The sequence below is a fragment of the Streptomyces sp. NPDC107550 genome (genome assembly GCF_055639095.1).
The window spans coordinates 58,188-75,314 of sequence record NZ_JBVKBC010000032.1; the positions used below are offsets into that span (position 1 = coordinate 58,188).

General features: G+C 73.2%; 15 protein-coding genes. 9 read left to right on the top strand and 6 right to left on the bottom strand.

The features are described from left to right. Positions 1–112: 112 nt before the first annotated feature. Positions 113–625 carry a hypothetical protein gene (locus ACZ7LY_RS29235; RefSeq protein WP_471627743.1) on the bottom strand — a complete coding sequence of 171 codons (513 nt, stop codon included), beginning with the start codon at positions 623–625 and terminating at the stop codon, positions 113–115. Positions 626–769: 144 nt separating this feature from the next. Here ACZ7LY_RS29235 and ACZ7LY_RS29240 point away from each other — a divergent pair, with 144 nt between their 5' ends. Then, positions 770–2,125, top strand: a complete 1,356-nt coding sequence (locus tag ACZ7LY_RS29240; protein WP_471627744.1) for an aminotransferase class III-fold pyridoxal phosphate-dependent enzyme — start codon at positions 770–772, stop codon at positions 2,123–2,125. Positions 2,126–2,414: 289 nt separating this feature from the next. On the opposite strand, the gene ACZ7LY_RS29245 is transcribed toward ACZ7LY_RS29240, so the two are convergent. The 3 genes from ACZ7LY_RS29245 to ACZ7LY_RS29255 form a co-directional block, all read right to left on the bottom strand. Beyond that, positions 2,415–3,065: a hypothetical protein gene (locus ACZ7LY_RS29245; protein ID WP_471627745.1), complete on the bottom strand. Its 651-nt coding sequence runs from the start codon at positions 3,063–3,065 to the stop codon at positions 2,415–2,417. Between the two features lie 107 nt (positions 3,066–3,172). Next, entirely contained in the window at positions 3,173–3,874 is a 702-nt protein-coding gene (locus ACZ7LY_RS29250) for a GntR family transcriptional regulator (RefSeq protein ID WP_471627746.1), read from the bottom strand. Positions 3,875–4,140: 266 nt separating this feature from the next. Further along, positions 4,141–4,899 (bottom strand): SLATT domain-containing protein, encoded by a 759-nt coding sequence (locus tag ACZ7LY_RS29255; RefSeq protein WP_471627747.1) that lies wholly within the window; start codon positions 4,897–4,899, stop codon positions 4,141–4,143. A 267-nt stretch (positions 4,900–5,166) separates the two neighbouring features. Between ACZ7LY_RS29255 and ACZ7LY_RS29260 the strand changes: the two genes are divergently transcribed. The 7 genes from ACZ7LY_RS29260 (at position 5,167) to ACZ7LY_RS29290 (ending at position 11,880) form a co-directional block, all read left to right on the top strand. After that, positions 5,167–5,511, top strand: coding sequence for a YbaB/EbfC family nucleoid-associated protein (locus tag ACZ7LY_RS29260; RefSeq protein WP_471627748.1), 345 nt, complete (start codon positions 5,167–5,169; stop codon positions 5,509–5,511). 173 nt (positions 5,512–5,684) lie between these two features. Further along, complete coding sequence (recR, locus tag ACZ7LY_RS29265; RefSeq protein ID WP_272114463.1) at positions 5,685–6,284, top strand: recombination mediator RecR; 600 nt, start codon at positions 5,685–5,687, stop codon at positions 6,282–6,284. Next, positions 6,277–6,942 (top strand): DUF5063 domain-containing protein, encoded by a 666-nt coding sequence (locus tag ACZ7LY_RS29270; RefSeq protein WP_471627749.1) that lies wholly within the window; start codon positions 6,277–6,279, stop codon positions 6,940–6,942. Before recR ends, ACZ7LY_RS29270 begins: the two co-directional genes overlap by 8 nt. Before the next feature lie 227 nt (positions 6,943–7,169). Further along, positions 7,170–8,453 (top strand): aspartate kinase, encoded by a 1,284-nt coding sequence (locus tag ACZ7LY_RS29275; protein WP_471627750.1) that lies wholly within the window; start codon positions 7,170–7,172, stop codon positions 8,451–8,453. Beyond that, on the top strand, positions 8,453–9,532 hold the full coding sequence (locus ACZ7LY_RS29280) for an aspartate-semialdehyde dehydrogenase (RefSeq protein ID WP_471627751.1): 1,080 nt from the start codon (positions 8,453–8,455) through the stop codon (positions 9,530–9,532). Before ACZ7LY_RS29275 ends, ACZ7LY_RS29280 begins: the two co-directional genes overlap by 1 nt. A gap of 462 nt (positions 9,533–9,994) precedes the next feature. Continuing rightward, positions 9,995–10,564: a SigE family RNA polymerase sigma factor gene (locus tag ACZ7LY_RS29285; protein WP_471627759.1), complete on the top strand. Its 570-nt coding sequence runs from the start codon at positions 9,995–9,997 to the stop codon at positions 10,562–10,564. Between the two features lie 101 nt (positions 10,565–10,665). After that, entirely contained in the window at positions 10,666–11,880 is a 1,215-nt protein-coding gene (locus ACZ7LY_RS29290) for a hypothetical protein (protein ID WP_471627752.1), read from the top strand. Positions 11,881–11,891: 11 nt separating this feature from the next. Here ACZ7LY_RS29290 and ACZ7LY_RS29295 read toward each other — a convergent pair whose 3' ends face one another. After that, on the bottom strand, positions 11,892–12,746 hold the full coding sequence (locus ACZ7LY_RS29295; RefSeq protein WP_471627753.1) for an SURF1 family protein: 855 nt from the start codon (positions 12,744–12,746) through the stop codon (positions 11,892–11,894). 1,413 nt (positions 12,747–14,159) lie between these two features. Next, positions 14,160–15,935: a S9 family peptidase gene (locus ACZ7LY_RS29300; RefSeq protein ID WP_471627760.1), complete on the bottom strand. Its 1,776-nt coding sequence runs from the start codon at positions 15,933–15,935 to the stop codon at positions 14,160–14,162. 93 nt (positions 15,936–16,028) lie between these two features. Between ACZ7LY_RS29300 and ACZ7LY_RS29305 the strand changes: the two genes are divergently transcribed. Further along, complete coding sequence (locus ACZ7LY_RS29305; protein ID WP_471627754.1) at positions 16,029–16,880, top strand: class I SAM-dependent methyltransferase; 852 nt, start codon at positions 16,029–16,031, stop codon at positions 16,878–16,880. Positions 16,881–17,127 lie beyond the last annotated feature (247 nt).

Sequence of the window (17,127 nt, forward strand, 5' to 3'; positions counted from 1 at the left end):
GGGCTGGGCTCAGCGCCGGTAGATCAAGCCCCTCCGGCGATTGAGGAGCGGGGGCCGGGGCGGAGCCCCGGGGGGTGGGGGCAGCGCCCTCGTGGCTGAGGCACAGGCAAGGTCAGTCATCCTCCGGGGACGGAACCCGCACCGCCCGCGGCCCAGCACCCCCACACCGCACCTCGTACCAGACGTCAGAACCCCCGTCACCGTCACCACCGTCACCGCCCCCCGAATCGGACGGCTCCACCTTCAGACGAGCCGCCACCCCCGGCCCCCGTACGACATCATCCGCATCGATCTCGTACCCCTCGGCCGGACTCCACGCCACGAGATACACCTCACCCCCACGCGCACCCCCACATTCGACCGCCGCCGCCCCACCGGCGAACCGCACGGTCCGCGACCACCCCGCCCCCGGGGACCCCCGCCCCGACGTCGGCTCAGCAGCCGGCCCGGGCGACGCCCGCGCGGAGGACAGCGCCCGCCGCACCGCCGCGTCGTCGAGGGTCTTCGCGTGCTCCCCGCGCGACCCGCCCCCCTCCGCCCCGGCCAACTGCCACGCGCCGAGCCCGCCCGCGAGCGTGCACAGCGCGACCCAGGCCGCCGTCGCGGCCACACTGCGCGCCTTCATGCGCCCACTGTGGCGTGCCGTTGCCTAACGCCCGGTTAAGGCGCCGTCAAGGCCGCCGCCCTTGGACAGACTGTCGTGTTCCCCGCTCGCGCGCAGACAGGACGCCGATGGTGTGTCCACGGACCGACATCTACCCTCGGCCCCATGACCCCTCAGCCGAATCCCCAGGTCGGCGCAGCCGTGAAGGCCGCGGACCGTAAGCACGTCTTCCACTCCTGGTCCGCACAGGAGCTCATCGACCCGCTCGCCGTCGCCGGTGCCGAAGGCTCGTACTTCTGGGACCACGACGGCAACCGCTACCTCGACTTCACCTCGGGGCTCGTCTACGCGAACATCGGCTACCAGCACCCGAAGGTCGTCGCCGCGATCCAGGAGCAGGCCGCGTCGATGACGACGTTCGCGCCCGCGTTCGCCGTCGAGGCCCGCTCCGAGGCGGCCCGGCTGATCGCCGAGCGCACGCCCGGCGACCTCGACAAGATCTTCTTCACCAACGGCGGCGCCGACGCCGTCGAGCACGCCCTGCGCATGGCCCGCCTGCACACGGGCCGCCCGAAGGTGCTCTCCGCGTACCGCTCGTACCACGGCGGCACGCAGCAGGCCATCAACGTCACCGGCGACCCGCGCCGCTGGCCCAGCGACAGCGGCACCGCGGGTGTCGTGCACTTCTGGGCGCCGTTCCTGTACCGCTCGCGCTTCTACGCCGAGACCGAGGAGCAGGAGTGCGCGCGGGCGCTGGAGCACCTGGAGACGACGATCCAGTTCGAGGGGCCGTCGACGGTCGCCGCGATCATCCTGGAGACCGTCCCCGGCACCGCCGGCATCATGCTCCCGCCCGAGGGCTACCTCGCGGGCGTGCGCGAGCTGTGCGACAAGTACGGCATCGTCTTCGTCCTGGACGAGGTCATGGCCGGTTTCGGCCGTACGGGCAAGTGGTTCGCCGCCGACCTGTACGACGTCACGCCCGACCTGATGACCTTCGCCAAGGGCGTCAACTCCGGTTACGTGCCGCTCGGCGGCGTCGCCATCTCGGGGAAGATCGCGGACACCTTCGGCAAGCGCGCCTACCCGGGCGGGCTCACGTACTCCGGGCACCCGCTGGCCTGCGCGGCCGCCGTCGCCACCATCAACGTCATGGAGGAGGAGGGCATCGTCGACCACGCCGCCAAGCTCGGCGCCGAGGTCGTCGGGCCCGCGCTGCGGGAACTGGCCGAGCGGCACCCGTCCGTGGGCGAGGTGCGCGGGGTCGGCATGTTCTGGGCCCTTGAGCTGGTACGGGACCGCTCCACTCGGGAGCCGCTTGTGCCGTACAACGCGGCGGGGGAGGCGAATGCTCCCATGGCGGCGTTCGGGGCTGCCGCCAAGGCGAACGGTTTGTGGCCGTTCATCAACATGAACCGTACGCATGTCGTGCCGCCGCTCAACGTCTCCGAGGCGGAACTGAAGGAGGGCCTCGCGGCCCTCGACACGGCCCTGACAGCGGCAGACGCACACGTCGCGTAACCATCGGCCCCGAGCCCCAACTCCCAGCCCCTCCGGCGCTTGAGGAGTGGGGGCTGGGGCAGCGCCCCAGGGCGCGGGGTGCGTCGTGGCTGAGCGCGCAGTTCCCCGCGCCCCTTACGGGGCTCACCTCAGCGCTGGTAATTCAAGCCCCTCCGGCGATTGAGGAGCGGGGTCTGGGGCGGAGCCCCAGAGTGCCGGGTGCGTCGTGGCTGGTCGCGCAGTTCCCCGCGCCCCTGAGGGGGCTGGCCTCAGCCCCGAACTCCCAGCCTCTCCGGCGATTGAGGAGGGGTCAGCTGAAGATGATCATGGAGCCTTGGGCCAGGCTGCGCGTGGCCGCCTGATGCAGCCCCAGCCAGACATGCCGCTCCCGCGCGAACGGACTCTCATCCAGCCCCCCCACCACCGCCGGCTCCTCCAAAGCCGTAGGCCCCGCCGGAGGCGCCGGCGCCGCAGGCGGATTCCCCGGATCGATCCCGATCGCCGGCGCCACATACTCCAGCTCCCGCAACAACGCATGGGACGACCCCAGCGGCCCACCCCCCGCGAGCAACTCCTCGTTGGACAAGGGCGCCGCGAAGTCCACGGGAACGTACGCCCCCGCGTGGTCGTAGTGCCACACCAGATGCGAGTCCTGCGCGGTCGGCTCGAACATCTCCAGCAACTGCTCGTAGTCCCCGCCGAGTTCATCCACCGGCGTCACCGCGAGCCCGCACATCTGAAGCAGATACGCCCGCCGCAGGAAGTGCAGCGCGTCATAGTCGAACCCGGCGACCGGCGCCACGTCACCGGACAGCCCCGGCATGTACGCGTACACCGGCACCGACGGCAGACCTGCCTCGTGCAACGCCTTGTCGTACAGGGCGAGTTCCTCGGCGAACGGATTGTCGGGGCTGTGGCACAGCACGTCGACGAGGGGGACGAGCCACAGGTCACAGGCCAAGGGGGCTCCTCAGAAGCGGCGGTTGCTCGGGCGGTCTGGCGTACGCGTCAGGGTAGTCGGCGGCGCGCCGCGGGTGCCCCCTCTTGCAGCTACCCGCCGCGAGGCCGCTACGACCCGGCCAACTGCTCGACGAGCGTCAGGGAGTCCGTGTTGTAGGCGTCGACGATGGCGTGCGCGCCGTCCGCGTCGCGCCGGCCGAGCGCGTCGACGAGGTCGCAGTGGCCCGACCACAGGCGGCCCCGCAGGTCGCCGGCGCGGCGCAGATGCGGGACCGCGCACATCCAGGACTGGACGCGCAGGCGGTGGAAGAAGTCGGAGAGGTACGGGTTGCCGAACAGGGCGGACAGTTCGCGCCAGAAGCGGAGGTCGTAGCCGATGAGGACGTTGAGGTCGCCGGCGCCGGCCGCGCGGGCCGCCTCCTCGCCGCGGCGGCGGACCCCGGCGAGGACCTCCGGGGCGTCCGGGCCGGCCGGGGGGCGGGCGGCGAGGTCGCGGAAGATGCCGTCCGCGACCAGGCTGCGGGCCTCGATCATCGCGCGGTAGTCGGCGAGGGAGTACTCGTGTACGCGGAAGCCGCGGTGCTGGGCGGAGTCCAGCATGCCCTGCGCGGTCAGGTCGACCAGGGCCTCGCGGACCGGGGTGGCGGACACGCCGTAGCCGTCGGCGATCTCCTTGACGGTGAACTCCTGGCCGGGGGTGAGGCGGCCCGCCAGGATCTCGTCGCGCAGGGCGTCCGCGATCTGCTGGCGCAGGGTGGAGCGGGTGACGGTGCCCTTTGTGGGGGGCGGGGGGGCTGAATCGGGCGACACGGTGCCCTCCGAAAACCAACGACAACCAATCCCCCCAACCCTAATCACCCCCGACCCAAGCCCCGCCGCGGCGCCCCTGCCGGGCTGGCCCCAGCGCCGGTAATTCAAGCCCCTCCGGCGATTGAGGAGCGGGGTCTGGGGCGGAGCCCCAGGGGTAGCGCCGGGTGCGTTGATGTCGTGCGTCCAGTTCAGCCCGGTGGGGCTTCTCGCGCAGTTCCCCGCGCCCCTTAGGGGGCTGATCTGAACGCCCGCCCCTGCCCCGGGGGCTACCTCGGCTCGGGAGGCCGCTGGCGGGGCATGTTGGGGCGGGTGCCCGGGGGGAGGGGGAAGCGGCCCGGCGCGGGCTCCGCGGGGCGCTGCACCCCGGGAGAGGGGACCGGCCCCCCGAGCCCCCCGGCACCGGGCCGGAACTCCACCATCCAGTCCGCCGTCTCCGCCCGCACCAACTCCGTGACGTCCTCAGAGAACCGCCGAAGAACCAGAAGGCACCGCTCAGCCGCCTCACTGGCCGTACCCTCAGCCGGCCCCAGAACCTCCCGCACACTCTCCGACGCCCAGTCGAACTGCAACACCTGCAAGCGCCGCTGCACGGCCTGCGCCGTAGCCACGTCCCTCATCCACCCGGACGTCAGCCCGAAGTACCGGTCGCAGGCCACGCACGCCACGGCGAGCAGCAGCGCTAAGTACCCCCAGGGCGCGGCCCCGCCGATCACCCCGGTCAGATCGAGCAGCGGCAGCACACCCCCGCTGACGGCCCCGAGCGCCGCGCCCCCGCGCAGCACCCGCGCCCCCCGCCGCTTCCAGACCCGGTCGGCGAGATACCAGGCGGCGGTCCGCAGCGCCCCCCGCTCGACCCAGCGGTACAGCTCGTCGAGCCGGTCGGCGGGCTCGCCCCAGTCGCCGCGGGGGAGCGCGCGGCCGGAGAGGTCAGGGGAGCGGCGGCCACCGGGCGGGGCGGCGCGGCCCTCGCCCTGGGCCGGCCCCTCGTGGGGCGACCCGTCGGGCTGCATCTCCGGCTGGCTCACCCGGCACTCCTCGGCTGGTTCACGGACCCGGCTGGTCACGGACGGGGATGGACGTCCTGCATCTTGCTACCGCCCAATGGGTGGCCGAAGTCCCGTTTCCGCGGGTTTTCCGTTCAGAAGTAGGCCCTCATCAGGTATAGGAACGCAGCCGGTTTTCCGCTCGGCTCACTCGAAAGAGTGCAGTGCGAGGTGCCGGGGCGGGCGCCCGCGCGACCACGTAGGCTCGGTTTTGTACGCAGACGTCGGAACCGGACCCAGGAGCTGATCGTGATCCCCGGTGGTGGCCAGCCCAACATGCAGCAGTTGCTCCAGCAGGCCCAGAAGATGCAGCAGGACCTCGCGCAGGCCCAGGAGGAGCTGGCGCGCACCGAGGTGGAGGGCCAGGCGGGCGGCGGGCTCGTGCGCGCCACCGTGACCGGCTCGGGCGAGCTGCGCGGCCTGGTCATCGACCCGAAGGCGGTCGACCCGGAGGACACCGAGACCCTCGCCGACCTAGTCGTCGCGGCGGTCCAGGCGGCGAACGAGAACGCGCAGACGCTCCAGCAGCAGAAGCTCGGCCCGCTCGCCCAGGGCCTCGGCGGCGGCAGCGGCATCCCGGGCCTCCCCTTCTAGCCCCGGCGCGCACTACCGTACGTACCACAAGTCCCCGGACGGGTGGACCGTACGGACCGGGCGCACCAGGCACCCCGAGCAGGACCAGCGGTAACCACAGCAGAACCAGCAGTACCAGCACCACCCGCAGATCCAGACAATCGAGACCGAGCATCTGAAGGCGCAGGCGAGCCGTGTACGAAGGCGTGGTCCAGGACCTCATCGACGAGTTGGGCAGGCTGCCCGGCGTCGGTCCCAAGAGCGCGCAGCGGATCGCCTTCCACATCCTGCAGGCGGAGCCCACGGACGTGCGGCGCCTCGCGCAGGCGCTGATGGAGGTCAAGGCGAAGGTCCGGTTCTGCGCCACCTGCGGCAATGTCGCGCAGGAAGAACTGTGCAACATCTGCCGGGACGCGCGCCGCGACCCGGCGGTGATCTGCGTGGTCGAGGAGCCGAAGGACGTGGTGGCGATCGAGCGGACCCGCGAGTTCCGCGGCCGCTACCACGTGCTCGGCGGCGCGATCAGCCCCATCGAGGGGGTCGGTCCCGACGATCTGCGTATACGAGAACTTCTCGCGCGGTTGGCCGACGGGACGGTCACGGAGCTGATCCTGGCCACGGATCCGAACCTGGAGGGCGAGGCCACAGCGACGTACCTCGCCCGCATGATCAAGCCCATGGGCCTGAAGGTCACCCGCCTGGCCAGCGGCCTCCCCGTCGGGGGCGACCTGGAGTACGCGGACGAGGTGACCCTCGGCCGCGCCTTCGAGGGGAGACGACTCCTAGATGTCTGACGCCACGCTGCACGCCGCCCATCGGGACCCGGACGACTTCGCGGTCCAGATCTCCGACCAGATCGAGTCGTTCATCGTCGCGGTCACGGAGATCGCCAAGGGCGACGAACCGGACTCGGCCGTGCCGTTCCTGCTGCTGGAGGTCTCCCAGCTGATGCTGGCCGGCGGCCGGCTCGGCGCGCACGAGGACATCGTGCCCGACGAGCGCTACGAGCCGGACCTCGGCCCGGAGCCGGACGTGGACGACCTGCGCGAGCGGCTCGCCCGGATGCTCGACCCGGTGGACGTCTACTCCGAGGTCTTCGACCCGTACGAGCCGCGCAAGGCGCCGGTCGCCGCGCGGATCTCGGACGACCTCGCGGACGTCGTCGCCGATCTGCGGCACGGCATGGCGCACTACCGCGCGGGCCGGGTCACCGAGGCGCTGTGGTGGTGGCAGTTCTCGTACTTCTCCAACTGGGGCTCGACCGCGTCGGCGACGCTGCGCGCGCTGCAGTCCCTGGTGGCGCACGTCCGGCTGAACCAGCCGCTGGACGACCTCGACGGCCTCGACACCGACGAGGACCTGGCCGCCGCCGAGGGCACCCTGGAGGAGGAGGCGGGCCGTGTCATGGCCGAGGAGATCGCCGGCCCGCTGGGGCTGCGCCCGGTCAAGTAGGGCGCACGGAATGTGACCCGGCCCACCTTTCCGGTTGATCCGCGTGCCTGCGGGCATGTGCCCGAGCGGAGCGGCCGGCCCGTAAGAGGAAACCCGGTGATCACGTCGTGGGCGGGACATCTCACGATGCGGTAGGGCCGGGGCGGATTTCGGCCGCTCGTTAGACTGAGCCGACCGCCGTACGCATACGTACGAGCGGTGACAGACGGACTGAGCGAGGAGCGCACGTGGGCCTTGTCGTGCAGAAGTACGGAGGCTCCTCCGTTGCAGATGCCGAGGGCATCAAGCGGGTCGCCAAGCGCATCGTCGACGCCAAGAAGAACGGCCACCAAGTGGTGGTCGTGGTGTCGGCCATGGGTGACACGACGGATGAGTTGATCGATCTCGCCGAGCAGGTTTCCCCGATCCCTGCCGGACGCGAATTCGACATGCTGCTGACCGCCGGGGAGCGGATCTCCATGGCACTGCTGGCCATGGCGATCAAAAACCTGGGCCACGAGGCCCAGTCGTTCACGGGCAGCCAGGCCGGCGTCATCACCGACTCGGTCCACAACAAAGCCCGGATCATCGACGTCACGCCGGGCCGCATCCAGCAGTCCCTGGACGCGGGCAACATCGCGATCGTCGCCGGTTTCCAGGGCGTCTCGCAGGACAAGAAGGACATCACCACGCTCGGCCGCGGTGGTTCCGACACGACGGCCGTGGCGCTCGCCGCCGCGCTCGACGCCGAGGTCTGCGAGATCTACACGGACGTCGACGGTGTGTTCACCGCCGACCCGCGTGTCGTGAAGAAGGCGCGCAAGATCGACTGGATCTCCTTCGAGGACATGCTGGAGCTGGCCAGCTCCGGGTCGAAGGTGCTGCTCCACCGCTGCGTGGAGTACGCGCGCCGCTACAACATCCCGATCCACGTGCGGTCCAGCTTCAGCGGGCTGCAGGGCACCTGGGTCAGCAACGAGCCACTCGGAAACAAGCAAGGGGCAGAGTCCGTGGAGCAGGCGATCATCTCCGGTGTCGCGCACGACACCTCCGAGGCGAAGGTCACCGTCGTCGGCGTGCCCGACAAGCCGGGCGAGGCCGCGAAGATCTTCCGGGCCGTCGCGGACGCCGAGATCAACCTCGACATGATCGTGCAGAACGTGTCGGCGGCCTCGACGGGCCTGACCGACATCTCCTTCACGCTGCCCAAGACCGAGGGCCGCAAGGCCATCGACGCGCTGGAGAAGCAGAAGGCGAACGTCGGGTTCGAGTCGCTGCGCTACGACGACCAGATCGCCAAGATCTCCCTGGTCGGCGCAGGCATGAAGACGAACCCGGGCGTCACGGCCGGCTTCTTCGAGGCGCTGACCGACGCGGGCGTCAACATCGAGCTGATCTCCACCTCCGAGATCCGCATCTCCGTCGTCACCCGCGCCGACGACGTGAACGAGGCGGTCCGCGCCGTGCACTCCGCCTTCGGCCTCGACTCGGACTCCGACGAGGCCGTGGTCTACGGGGGCACCGGCCGCTGATGCACCGGCCTGCTGAGGCATCCGTGCGGCGCCCGACGCTCGCGGTCGTGGGAGCGACCGGGAGCGTCGGCGCCGTTCTGCTGCAGATCCTGTCGCAGCACGCGGACATCTGGGGCGAGATCCGGCTCGTGGCCTCCGCCCGCTCGGCCGGGCGCAAGCTCACCGTGCGCGGCGAGGAAGTCGAGGTCGTCGCCCTGGAGGAGTCCGTCTTCGACGGCGTCGACGTGGCCATGTTCGACGTGCCCGACGAGGTGTCCGCGCAGTGGGCGCCCGTCGCCGCGGCCAAGGGCGCGGTCGTGGTGGACAACTCCGCCGCGTTCCGCCTCGACGCCGATGTGCCGCTCGTCGTCCCCGAGGTCAACCCGCACGCCGCCCGGGTCCGCCCGCGCGGCATCGTGGCGAGCCCCAACTGCACGACGCTGTCGATGATCGTGGCGATCGGCGCGCTGCACGCCGAGTTCGGCCTGAGCGAGCTGGTGGTCTCCTCGTACCAGGCGGTGAGCGGCGCGGGCCGGGCCGGCGTCGAGGCGCTGCGGGCGCAGCTCGCGGTCGTCGCCGGTACGGAACTGGGGACCGGGCCCGGCGATCTGCGCCGCGCGCTCGGCGAACTGACCGGCCCCTTCCCCGAGCCGGTGGCGCTGAACGTGGTGCCGTGGGCCGGGTCGCTGCGCGAGGACGGCTGGTCGTCGGAGGAGATGAAGGTGCGGGACGAGTCCCGCAAGATCCTCGGCCTGCCCGAGCTGCGGGTCGCCGTCACCTGCGTCCGGGTGCCGGTGGTCACGACGCACTCCCTGACCGTTCACGCCCGGTTCCAGAGCGAGGTCACCGTGGACCGGGCGCGGGAGATCCTGGCGACCGCGCCGGGCGTCGTGCTGTTCGACAATCCGGCGGCCGGCGAGTTCCCGACGCCCGCCGACGCGGTGGGCACCGATCCGACGTGGGTGGGCCGGGTGCGGCGCTCCCTCGACGATCCGACGGGCCTCGAACTCTTCGTGTGCGGGGACAATCTGCGCAAGGGCGCCGCTTTGAACACGGCGCAGATCGCCGAGCTGGTCGCGGCGGAGTTCACCGGCGCGTGAGGTGCGCCTCCTGGGCCGTCCGGTTTACGGGCGGCCCCTTCCCATATCCGGATCCGCTCGTAGGATCTGTGTAAGTCCTGTGGGGGCGAGTGGTCCACACCACTTGAACCCGGGCCTTCGGCCTGCCCAAGATTTCCCTCCCCGTTCCCGCAACCGCGCGCGGAGCGGGGAGCGTCTTTGCGGTCATCGTTCGCAGGCGTCGCAGGGCCACGGGGTCGCAAGGGACAAACGGGGCGTAGGGGAAGAGCAGGTACGCATGTCGGCAAGGGGTTTGTCGTCATCCGCGGGGGTGGCGGACTCTGTCGCAAACGGGGCGCCGGACGCGTACAACCCTGACGGGGGGAAGCGTGTCCAACAGTCGTGGCAGCAGAGGTACTGGAATTCACAGCGGTGCAGGCGCGGGGCACGGCCCTACGGCCTCCCCTCGGCGTGCGCCGTCCCCGGACGGGCGCGGCCGGCGGCATGCCGGTGATCGCCCCCATGCCCGCGACGCGCGTACCCGCGCCGGCGACGGGTACTGACGACGCGATGCCGGCAGCCGGTACCACCGTCGACCACCTGGCCGAGACCTACCGCGCCCACTACCGGTCCCTGCTGGGGCTCGCGGCGCTGCTCCTGGACGACACGGCCTCCTGCGAGGACGTCGTGCAGGAGGCGTTCATCCGGGTGCACTCCGCGCGCAAGCGCGTCCGCGACCCGCAGAAGACCCTCGCGTACCTGCGCCAGACGGTCGTGAACCTCTCGCGCTCCACCCTGCGCCGCCGCATCCTCGGGCTGAAGCTGCTCACCAAGCCGATGCCCGACATGGCGAGCGCCGAGGAGGGGGCGTACGACCTGCTGGAGCGGGACGCGCTCAAGCAGGCCCTCAAGGGGCTCCAGCGCCGCCAGCGCGAGGTCCTCGTGCTGCGGTACTTCGCCGACATGACGGAGGCGCAGGTCGCCGAGGCGCTCGGGATATCCCTGGGTTCGGTGAAGGCGTACGGGTCCCGGGGCATCGCGGCCCTGCGCATCGCAATGGAGGCCCCGGTATGAGCCCCACTGGCCTCGGGCCGGGCAGGCGGCGCTCCCGCGGGGGCACGCGCCCCGGCCGCCACGAGCACCACACGCAGGACGAACACGCTGGGAACGCGACTGTGAACCACGGCCCTCACCGCCCGGCCGACGCAGCGGCCACCGCCCCGCCCGCACCCGCCGACCCCGGCGCGGCGGAGGACACCGAGCAGCGGGACGAGCCCGAGGTGACGGACGACGCCCGCACGCGGGCCCTCTTCGTGGGCGGCACCGGCGGCCCCGACGAGCCCGGAGCGCCGACCGGCGGGGACGGCGGCCTCGGCGGCGGTGACGGCGACGACGAACTGGCGCTGCGCCGCCTCATGGCGCGTGCCGTCGGCGACCTCGAACCCTCGGACGCGGCGCTGGAGAAGCTGCGCCGCGCGGTGCCCGCCCGGCGCGCCCGCAGACGGCAGGCCACGGTCGGCGCCATCGCGGCGGGCGTCTTCGTCGCCATGGCCGTGCCGGCGGTCCTGCATGTGGCGGCGGCGCCCTCGTCGGACGCCGACCCCTCCATCGCGGGCAACAGCCAGGCGACCCACGGCGGGGCCGACGCGGGCAAGTCCTCCGGCGGCGGCCACGACAGCGGGGGCGCCTCCGCGCAGGCCAAGGGGAAGGGCAAGGGCGGCGCCAAGGACCGCGCGGGCGACAAGGAGAAGGCGGCGGGCGGCGCGGCCACCGGCGGCCCCGACGCGGCGGCCACCGCCGCGGCCAGCTCCCCGGCGTGCGGCTCGGCCGACCTGGGCCAGGCGCTCGCCTCGGTGGGCGTCCCCGACGCCTCCGGCACGGTCTACGGCTCGTTCCGCGTCTCTAACGTCTCGACGGCCAGTTGTACGGTCAACAGCCCCGGCAGCGTCGTCACGCTCGCGCAGGCCGGCGCCGACGCGACCCGTATCGGCGTCGTCGACCACACGCCGGGCGACCGGGCGAGCGGCCTGCCCGACCCGTCGACCGCGGCGAGCCGGCTCGTGCTCGCGCCGGGCCAGGCGTACGAGGTGCGGTTCGCCTGGGTGCCTTCGGCGCCGTGCACCCCGACCGGCGGCGGCACGGGCGGTGGCGGTACCGGGGGCGGCGGCGAACCGACCCCGACGCCCACGCCGTCCGCGTCCGCGGGCACGGGCGAGACGGGGGCGACCTCCGACTCCGGCCTGTCCACCCAGCTCGGCGCCGACGGTACGGGCGACGGCAGCGTCGTCGTCACCCACACGGCCGACCCGGGCTCCCCGAGCGCCTCCACGACCCTGGCGAACGCGTGCGCGGGCACGATCTACAAGACGGGCCTGCTGCCGGCGTCCTGAGCGCTCAGGACTCAGGACGCGGGTACGGGCTTTGGGTCCGTCTCGTCCGACGCGGTGCCGCCCGGTGCGGTGCCGTCCGACGCGGTGCCGTCCGAGGTGGTCTCTTCCGCCATGAGGCCCAGTTCGGCGTCGCGCAGTGCCTCCGCCTCGCGGCGCACCAGACGGAACCACATGAAGACGACGAACCCGGCGAAGACGAACCACTCGCCGGTGTACCCGAGGTTCTGGAACGCCTTGAGGTCGAGCCCGCTGCCCTGCGGAGCCGACGCGGGCACGGCCCGCATCGGGGCGTCGGCCTTGTCGACGGTCACCCACGCGTCGTAGACGCCGTACGGGACGAGGTTCACCAGGGACGCCGCGCTGATCATGCCGACCTGACCGGACGGCAGACCGCCCGCCGCGTTCACCCCGGAGGAGCCCTGCGACTCCGACGCCTGGAGCGACCCGACGACGGTGACCTCGCCCTTCGGCGGCGCCGGGGCCTTCGCCGCCGACGCCTTGCCGGGCAGCCAGCCGCGCACCACCGGGAGCGCCTTCTCCGTGCCGTCGACCTTGAGCAGCGTGACGACGTAGAAACCGGTCCTGCCGTCCAGCTCACGGCCGGGCACGAGAAGCTGCTTGTCGTAACGTCCCCGGGCCTCGGCCCGCCGCCCCGACGTCTTCTGGTCGACGGGCAGCAGCGAGGCCAGCGCCTCGGGCTTCGCCTTCTCGTTGGCCGAACTCTGCTCGCTCGCGCTCCGGTGATCCTGCACCCGGTCCTCGAAGCGGCTGAGCTGCCAGGAGCCCATGAAGACGCAGAAGGGGACCGCCAGCAGGACGAAGAGGTTGATCCCCCACCAGCGGGGGGTCAGCAGGAACCGGTACACGCCTCCCACGGTACGACCACCCCCCCACCCCACCACCCCGCACCCCCACCGATACGGGGGCGGTGCCCTTGGCGGCGGCTGCCTCAGGGGGCGGCGCCGGGTGCGGATGCCCTCGGGGAACTGACGGGCGTCCTCGGAAGCCGCGAGCCCGCAAGCGCCCCGGCCGGCGGCCGCGCGGGGGAATGCCGATCGCGGGGCCCCGGACACGCGCTCCCCGGAAGGAGCGGACGGCATGCTCCGGGCCCGGGGCACGCCCGCCCCGGGGAGCGAGCCCACCCGCCCGCCCTGGCCCCGGGGCACGAACGTCCTGCCCCCCCCCGGGGACGGGAACGCCTGCCCCCCGGGACGGGAACGCCTGCCCCCCGGGACGGGAACGCCCGCCCCCCGGGACGGGAACGCCGGCCCCCCGGGGCGGAACGCCCGCCCCGGGGCCCTGGGCCACGCCCGCCCCCTGGGGGTCAGGGGGGCGAAGCCCCCCGGGCGGGGCCCGCCCGCCCTGTCCCCCCAGCGGGGAACGCCTGTCCTGCCCCCGGGCGGGGAACGCCCGCCCTGCTACCCCGGGGACGGGAACGCCCGCCCCGCCCCCTGGGCCACGCGCACCCGCCCCGCCCCCGGGACGGGAACGCCCGCCCTCGCTCCCCGGGCCACGACCGCCCCCTGGGGGCCAGGGGGCGGAACTCCCGGGGGGGATGCGCGCTCACCTGCCCTGAGACGCGGGCACGACCGCTCCCGGGAGGGAACGCGCCCGCCCGCTCTCCCCCTCCGGGGCCCGCCCGCCCTGGCCCCTGGGACACGCCCGCCCCGGGCGGCCAGGGGCGAAGCCCCCGGAAGGGGGCACGCACACCCGCCCTGCTCCCAGGGCAGGCTCACCCGCCCCTCCCCGCCGGGGCACGTTCACCCGCCCTGCCTCCCCGGGACGGGAACACCCGCCCTCCCCCCGGCACGCTCACCCGCCCTGGGCCCCAGGGAACGACCGCTCCCGGGAGCGAGCACGCCCGCCCTGCCCCCCCCGGGACGGGTACGCCCGCCCTGCCCCCGGGGCAGGAACGCCCGCCTTGACCCTGGGACGGGAACGCTCGCCCCTGGGCCCCGGGCCACGACCGCCCCCTGGGGGGCCAGGGGGCGGAGCCCCCGGGTGGGAGCACGTTCGCCCGCCCTCCCCGCCCTCCCCGCCCCCCCCCCCCGGGCACGAACGCCCTCCGGGGGGTCAGGGGGCGGAGCCCCCGGAGGGTGCGCTCTCTGCTCCCCGCACGGGCGGGTGGGTGGGTGAACTGCCTGGGGGAGGGGGCGGAGCCCCCGGTGGTTCTCTGCTCCCCGCACGGGCGGGTGGGTGGGTGAACTGCCTGGGGGAGGGGGCGGAGCCCCCGGGGGTTTTCAGCTCCCCGCGCGGGCGGGTGGGTGGGCTGACACCCGTCAGAACGACAAGCGCCGCCGCACAAAATCCAGCTCAAGCCCAACCTGCTTGATCCGTTCCTCCACGACAAGCGACCCATGCCCCGCGTCATACCGGTACACCTCATGCACCGCGTCCCGCGCAGCAAGCCGAGCCACATAGTTGTCGATCTGCCGGATGGGACAGCGCGGGTCGTTGACCCCGGCCGAGATGTACACCGGCGCCTTCACGTCATCGACGTACGTCAGCGGCGACGACGCCCGATACCGCTCAGGCACCTGCTCCGGCGCCCCGCCGAACAACGTACGGTCGAGGGCCTTGAGCGCCTCCATCTCGTCCTCGTACGCGGCGACATAGTCCGCGACCGGCACCGCCGCCAGCCCCACCGCCCAGGAACCGGGCTGCGTGCCGACGCCGAGGAGCGTGAGGTAGCCGCCCCAGGAGCCGCCCGCGAGGACGAGCCGGTCGGGGTCGGCGAGCCCGGAGGTGATCGCCCACTCGCGGACGGCGGCGATGTCCTCCAGCTCGATCAGACCGACCCGGTGCTTGAGGGCGTCGGTCCACGCGCGCCCGTACCCCGTGGAACCCCGGTAGTTGACCCGTACGACCGCGTACCCGTGATCGACCCACGCGGCCGGCCCCGCCGCGAACGCGTCCGAGTCGTGCCAGGTCGGCCCGCCGTGGATCTCGAACACCGTCGGCAGCGGCCCGCTCGCCCCCGCGGGCTTCTGCACGAGCGCGTGGATCCGCCCGCCGGGGCCGTCCACCCACACGTCCTCCACCGGCACCGACGCGGGCGCCTTCATCCCGGGCGGGTCGAGTACCCGGCCGCCCGCCGTGGACAGCACCGCCGGCGGCTCGGCGGCCGACGACCACAGGTACTCCACGCTGCCGTCCGGCCGCGCCGAGGCGCCGGAGACCGTGCCGAGCGGGGTGTCGAGCCGGGTCAGGGCGCCCGACGCGAAGTCGTAGTGCCACAGGTCGCCGCGCGCCTCGAAGCTGTGCGCGACGAGCAGCGCCGAACCGTCCGGGTACCACTCCGCCGACACGTCACCGGGCAGGTCGAGCGCCAGATCGCGCTCCTCGCCGGTGACGACGTCCCACACCATCGGCTCCCAGCGCCCGCGCCGCTGGTGCCCGACCAGCAGCCGCGTGTCGCCCTCGACGGGCGCGAAGCCCAGTACTTCCAGGCCCAGTTCCCGGGTGCCGCCCTCGGAGTCGTCCAGCTCGGCGACCGTCGAACCGTCGAGCCGGACCACGCGCAGCGCCGAGTGCATCGCGTCGCCGTGCTCGGTGTGCTCCAGGGCGATCAGCGTGCCGTCGTGGCTGAGGTCGCCGACGCCCGCCGACTCGGCGTGCCGGTAGATCTCCTCGGCGCTGTCCGAGCCGGGCCGCACCACGTGGATGGTCGTGCCGTCCTCGTCGGTGGAGCGGCCGACGACGACCGTGTGCCCGTCCCGCCCGAGCGCGAGGCCCGCCGGGTAGGAGGGCGCGAGCCCGGGGACGGCCTCGGTGTCAGGACCGCCCTCGAAGGGCTGGCGCCGCCAGACGCCGAACTCGTCGCCGTCGGTGTCGTCGAACCACCAGATCCAGGCTCCGTCGGGGGAGAGCACGCCGTCCGTCGTGCCGTTCGCCCGGTCCGTCGCCCGGCGCTGCTCGCCGCTCGCCCGGTCCCACGCGTACAGCTCGTACGTCCCTGTCGCGTTGGACACGAACAGGGAGCGGTCCGGCGCGTCCTCCGCCCAGTCGGGCAGGGACACGCGCGGCGCCCTGAAGCGCTTCTCCCAGTCGGGCATGGCACGGTTGCTCTCGCTCGTCATGGCCCCATAGTGCCCCTCCCCACCGACAATCCGCTGGCGGGGTCCCCAGCCTGTGGATAACTTCGGGGCATGTCCACCGCACCCCCTCCGCCCGGCCCCGACGACTGGCACGGCCTGCGCGAGACCAACCGCCGCCGCTGGGACGAGCGCGTCCCGCTGCACCTGGACAGCGCCTTCTACGACCTGCCCGCCTTCCGCGCGGGACAGGACACCCTGCGCGCCTTCGAGGTCGAGGAGATCGGCGCCGAGGTCACCGGCGCGTCCCTGCTGCACCTCCAGTGCCACCTGGGGACGGACACCCTGTCGTGGGCCAGGCGCGGCGCGGCCCGCGTCGTCGGCGTCGACTTCTCCGACCCGGCGATCGAAGCGGCCCGCGACCTGGCGGCCGACCTCGGCTACGGCCCCGAGCGCGCCGCGTTCGTCACGGCCGACGTGTACGACGCGGTGGAGGCGGTGCCGGACTCCTCGTACGACGTCGTCTACACCGGGGTCGGCGCGCTGTGCTGGCTGCCCGACGTGCGGCGCTGGGCGGAGACGGTCGCCGCGCTGCTCGCGCCGGGCGGCTTCCTGTACCTCGCCGAGTTCCACCCGCTGTGCGACATCCTCGACGACGAGACCGGCTCCCGCGTCACCCACGACTACTTCGCCCCGGACCCGCTCGTCTACGAGGAGTCCGGCACGTACGTCGACCGCGACGCGCCGACCGTCCACAACCGCGCCGCCGAATGGCAGCACCCGCTCGGGGAGGTCGTCACGGCGCTCGCGGCGGCGGGCCTGCGCCTGGACTTCCTGCATGAGCACGACAGCACGCTGTTCCAGCGGTTAGGCTCGCTGCGCGGGGCGGACGACGGTACGTACCGCTTCCCGGCCGACCGCCCGCGCGTGCCGCTCATGTACTCCCTGAAGGCGAGCAAGGTCTAGGAACCCGGCAACCGGGACGTCTCAGAGGACTCAGGCCGTCACAGCGGGGGGCGGGCCGGGCCGGGGCCGAGGGTCGTCGTGCCGGGGGCCGCGCGGTGTCCGAGGCCCGTCCGGTACGTGTCGAGCGCCGCCTCGATGCGCCCCGAACGCCGCTAGGGCGTGTCCGCAAAGTCCCGTCTGCCCCGCGACGCCTGGCACGCACTCTCGCCGCACCGGGCGTAAGGCCAAGTACATCCAGTACGAGGCC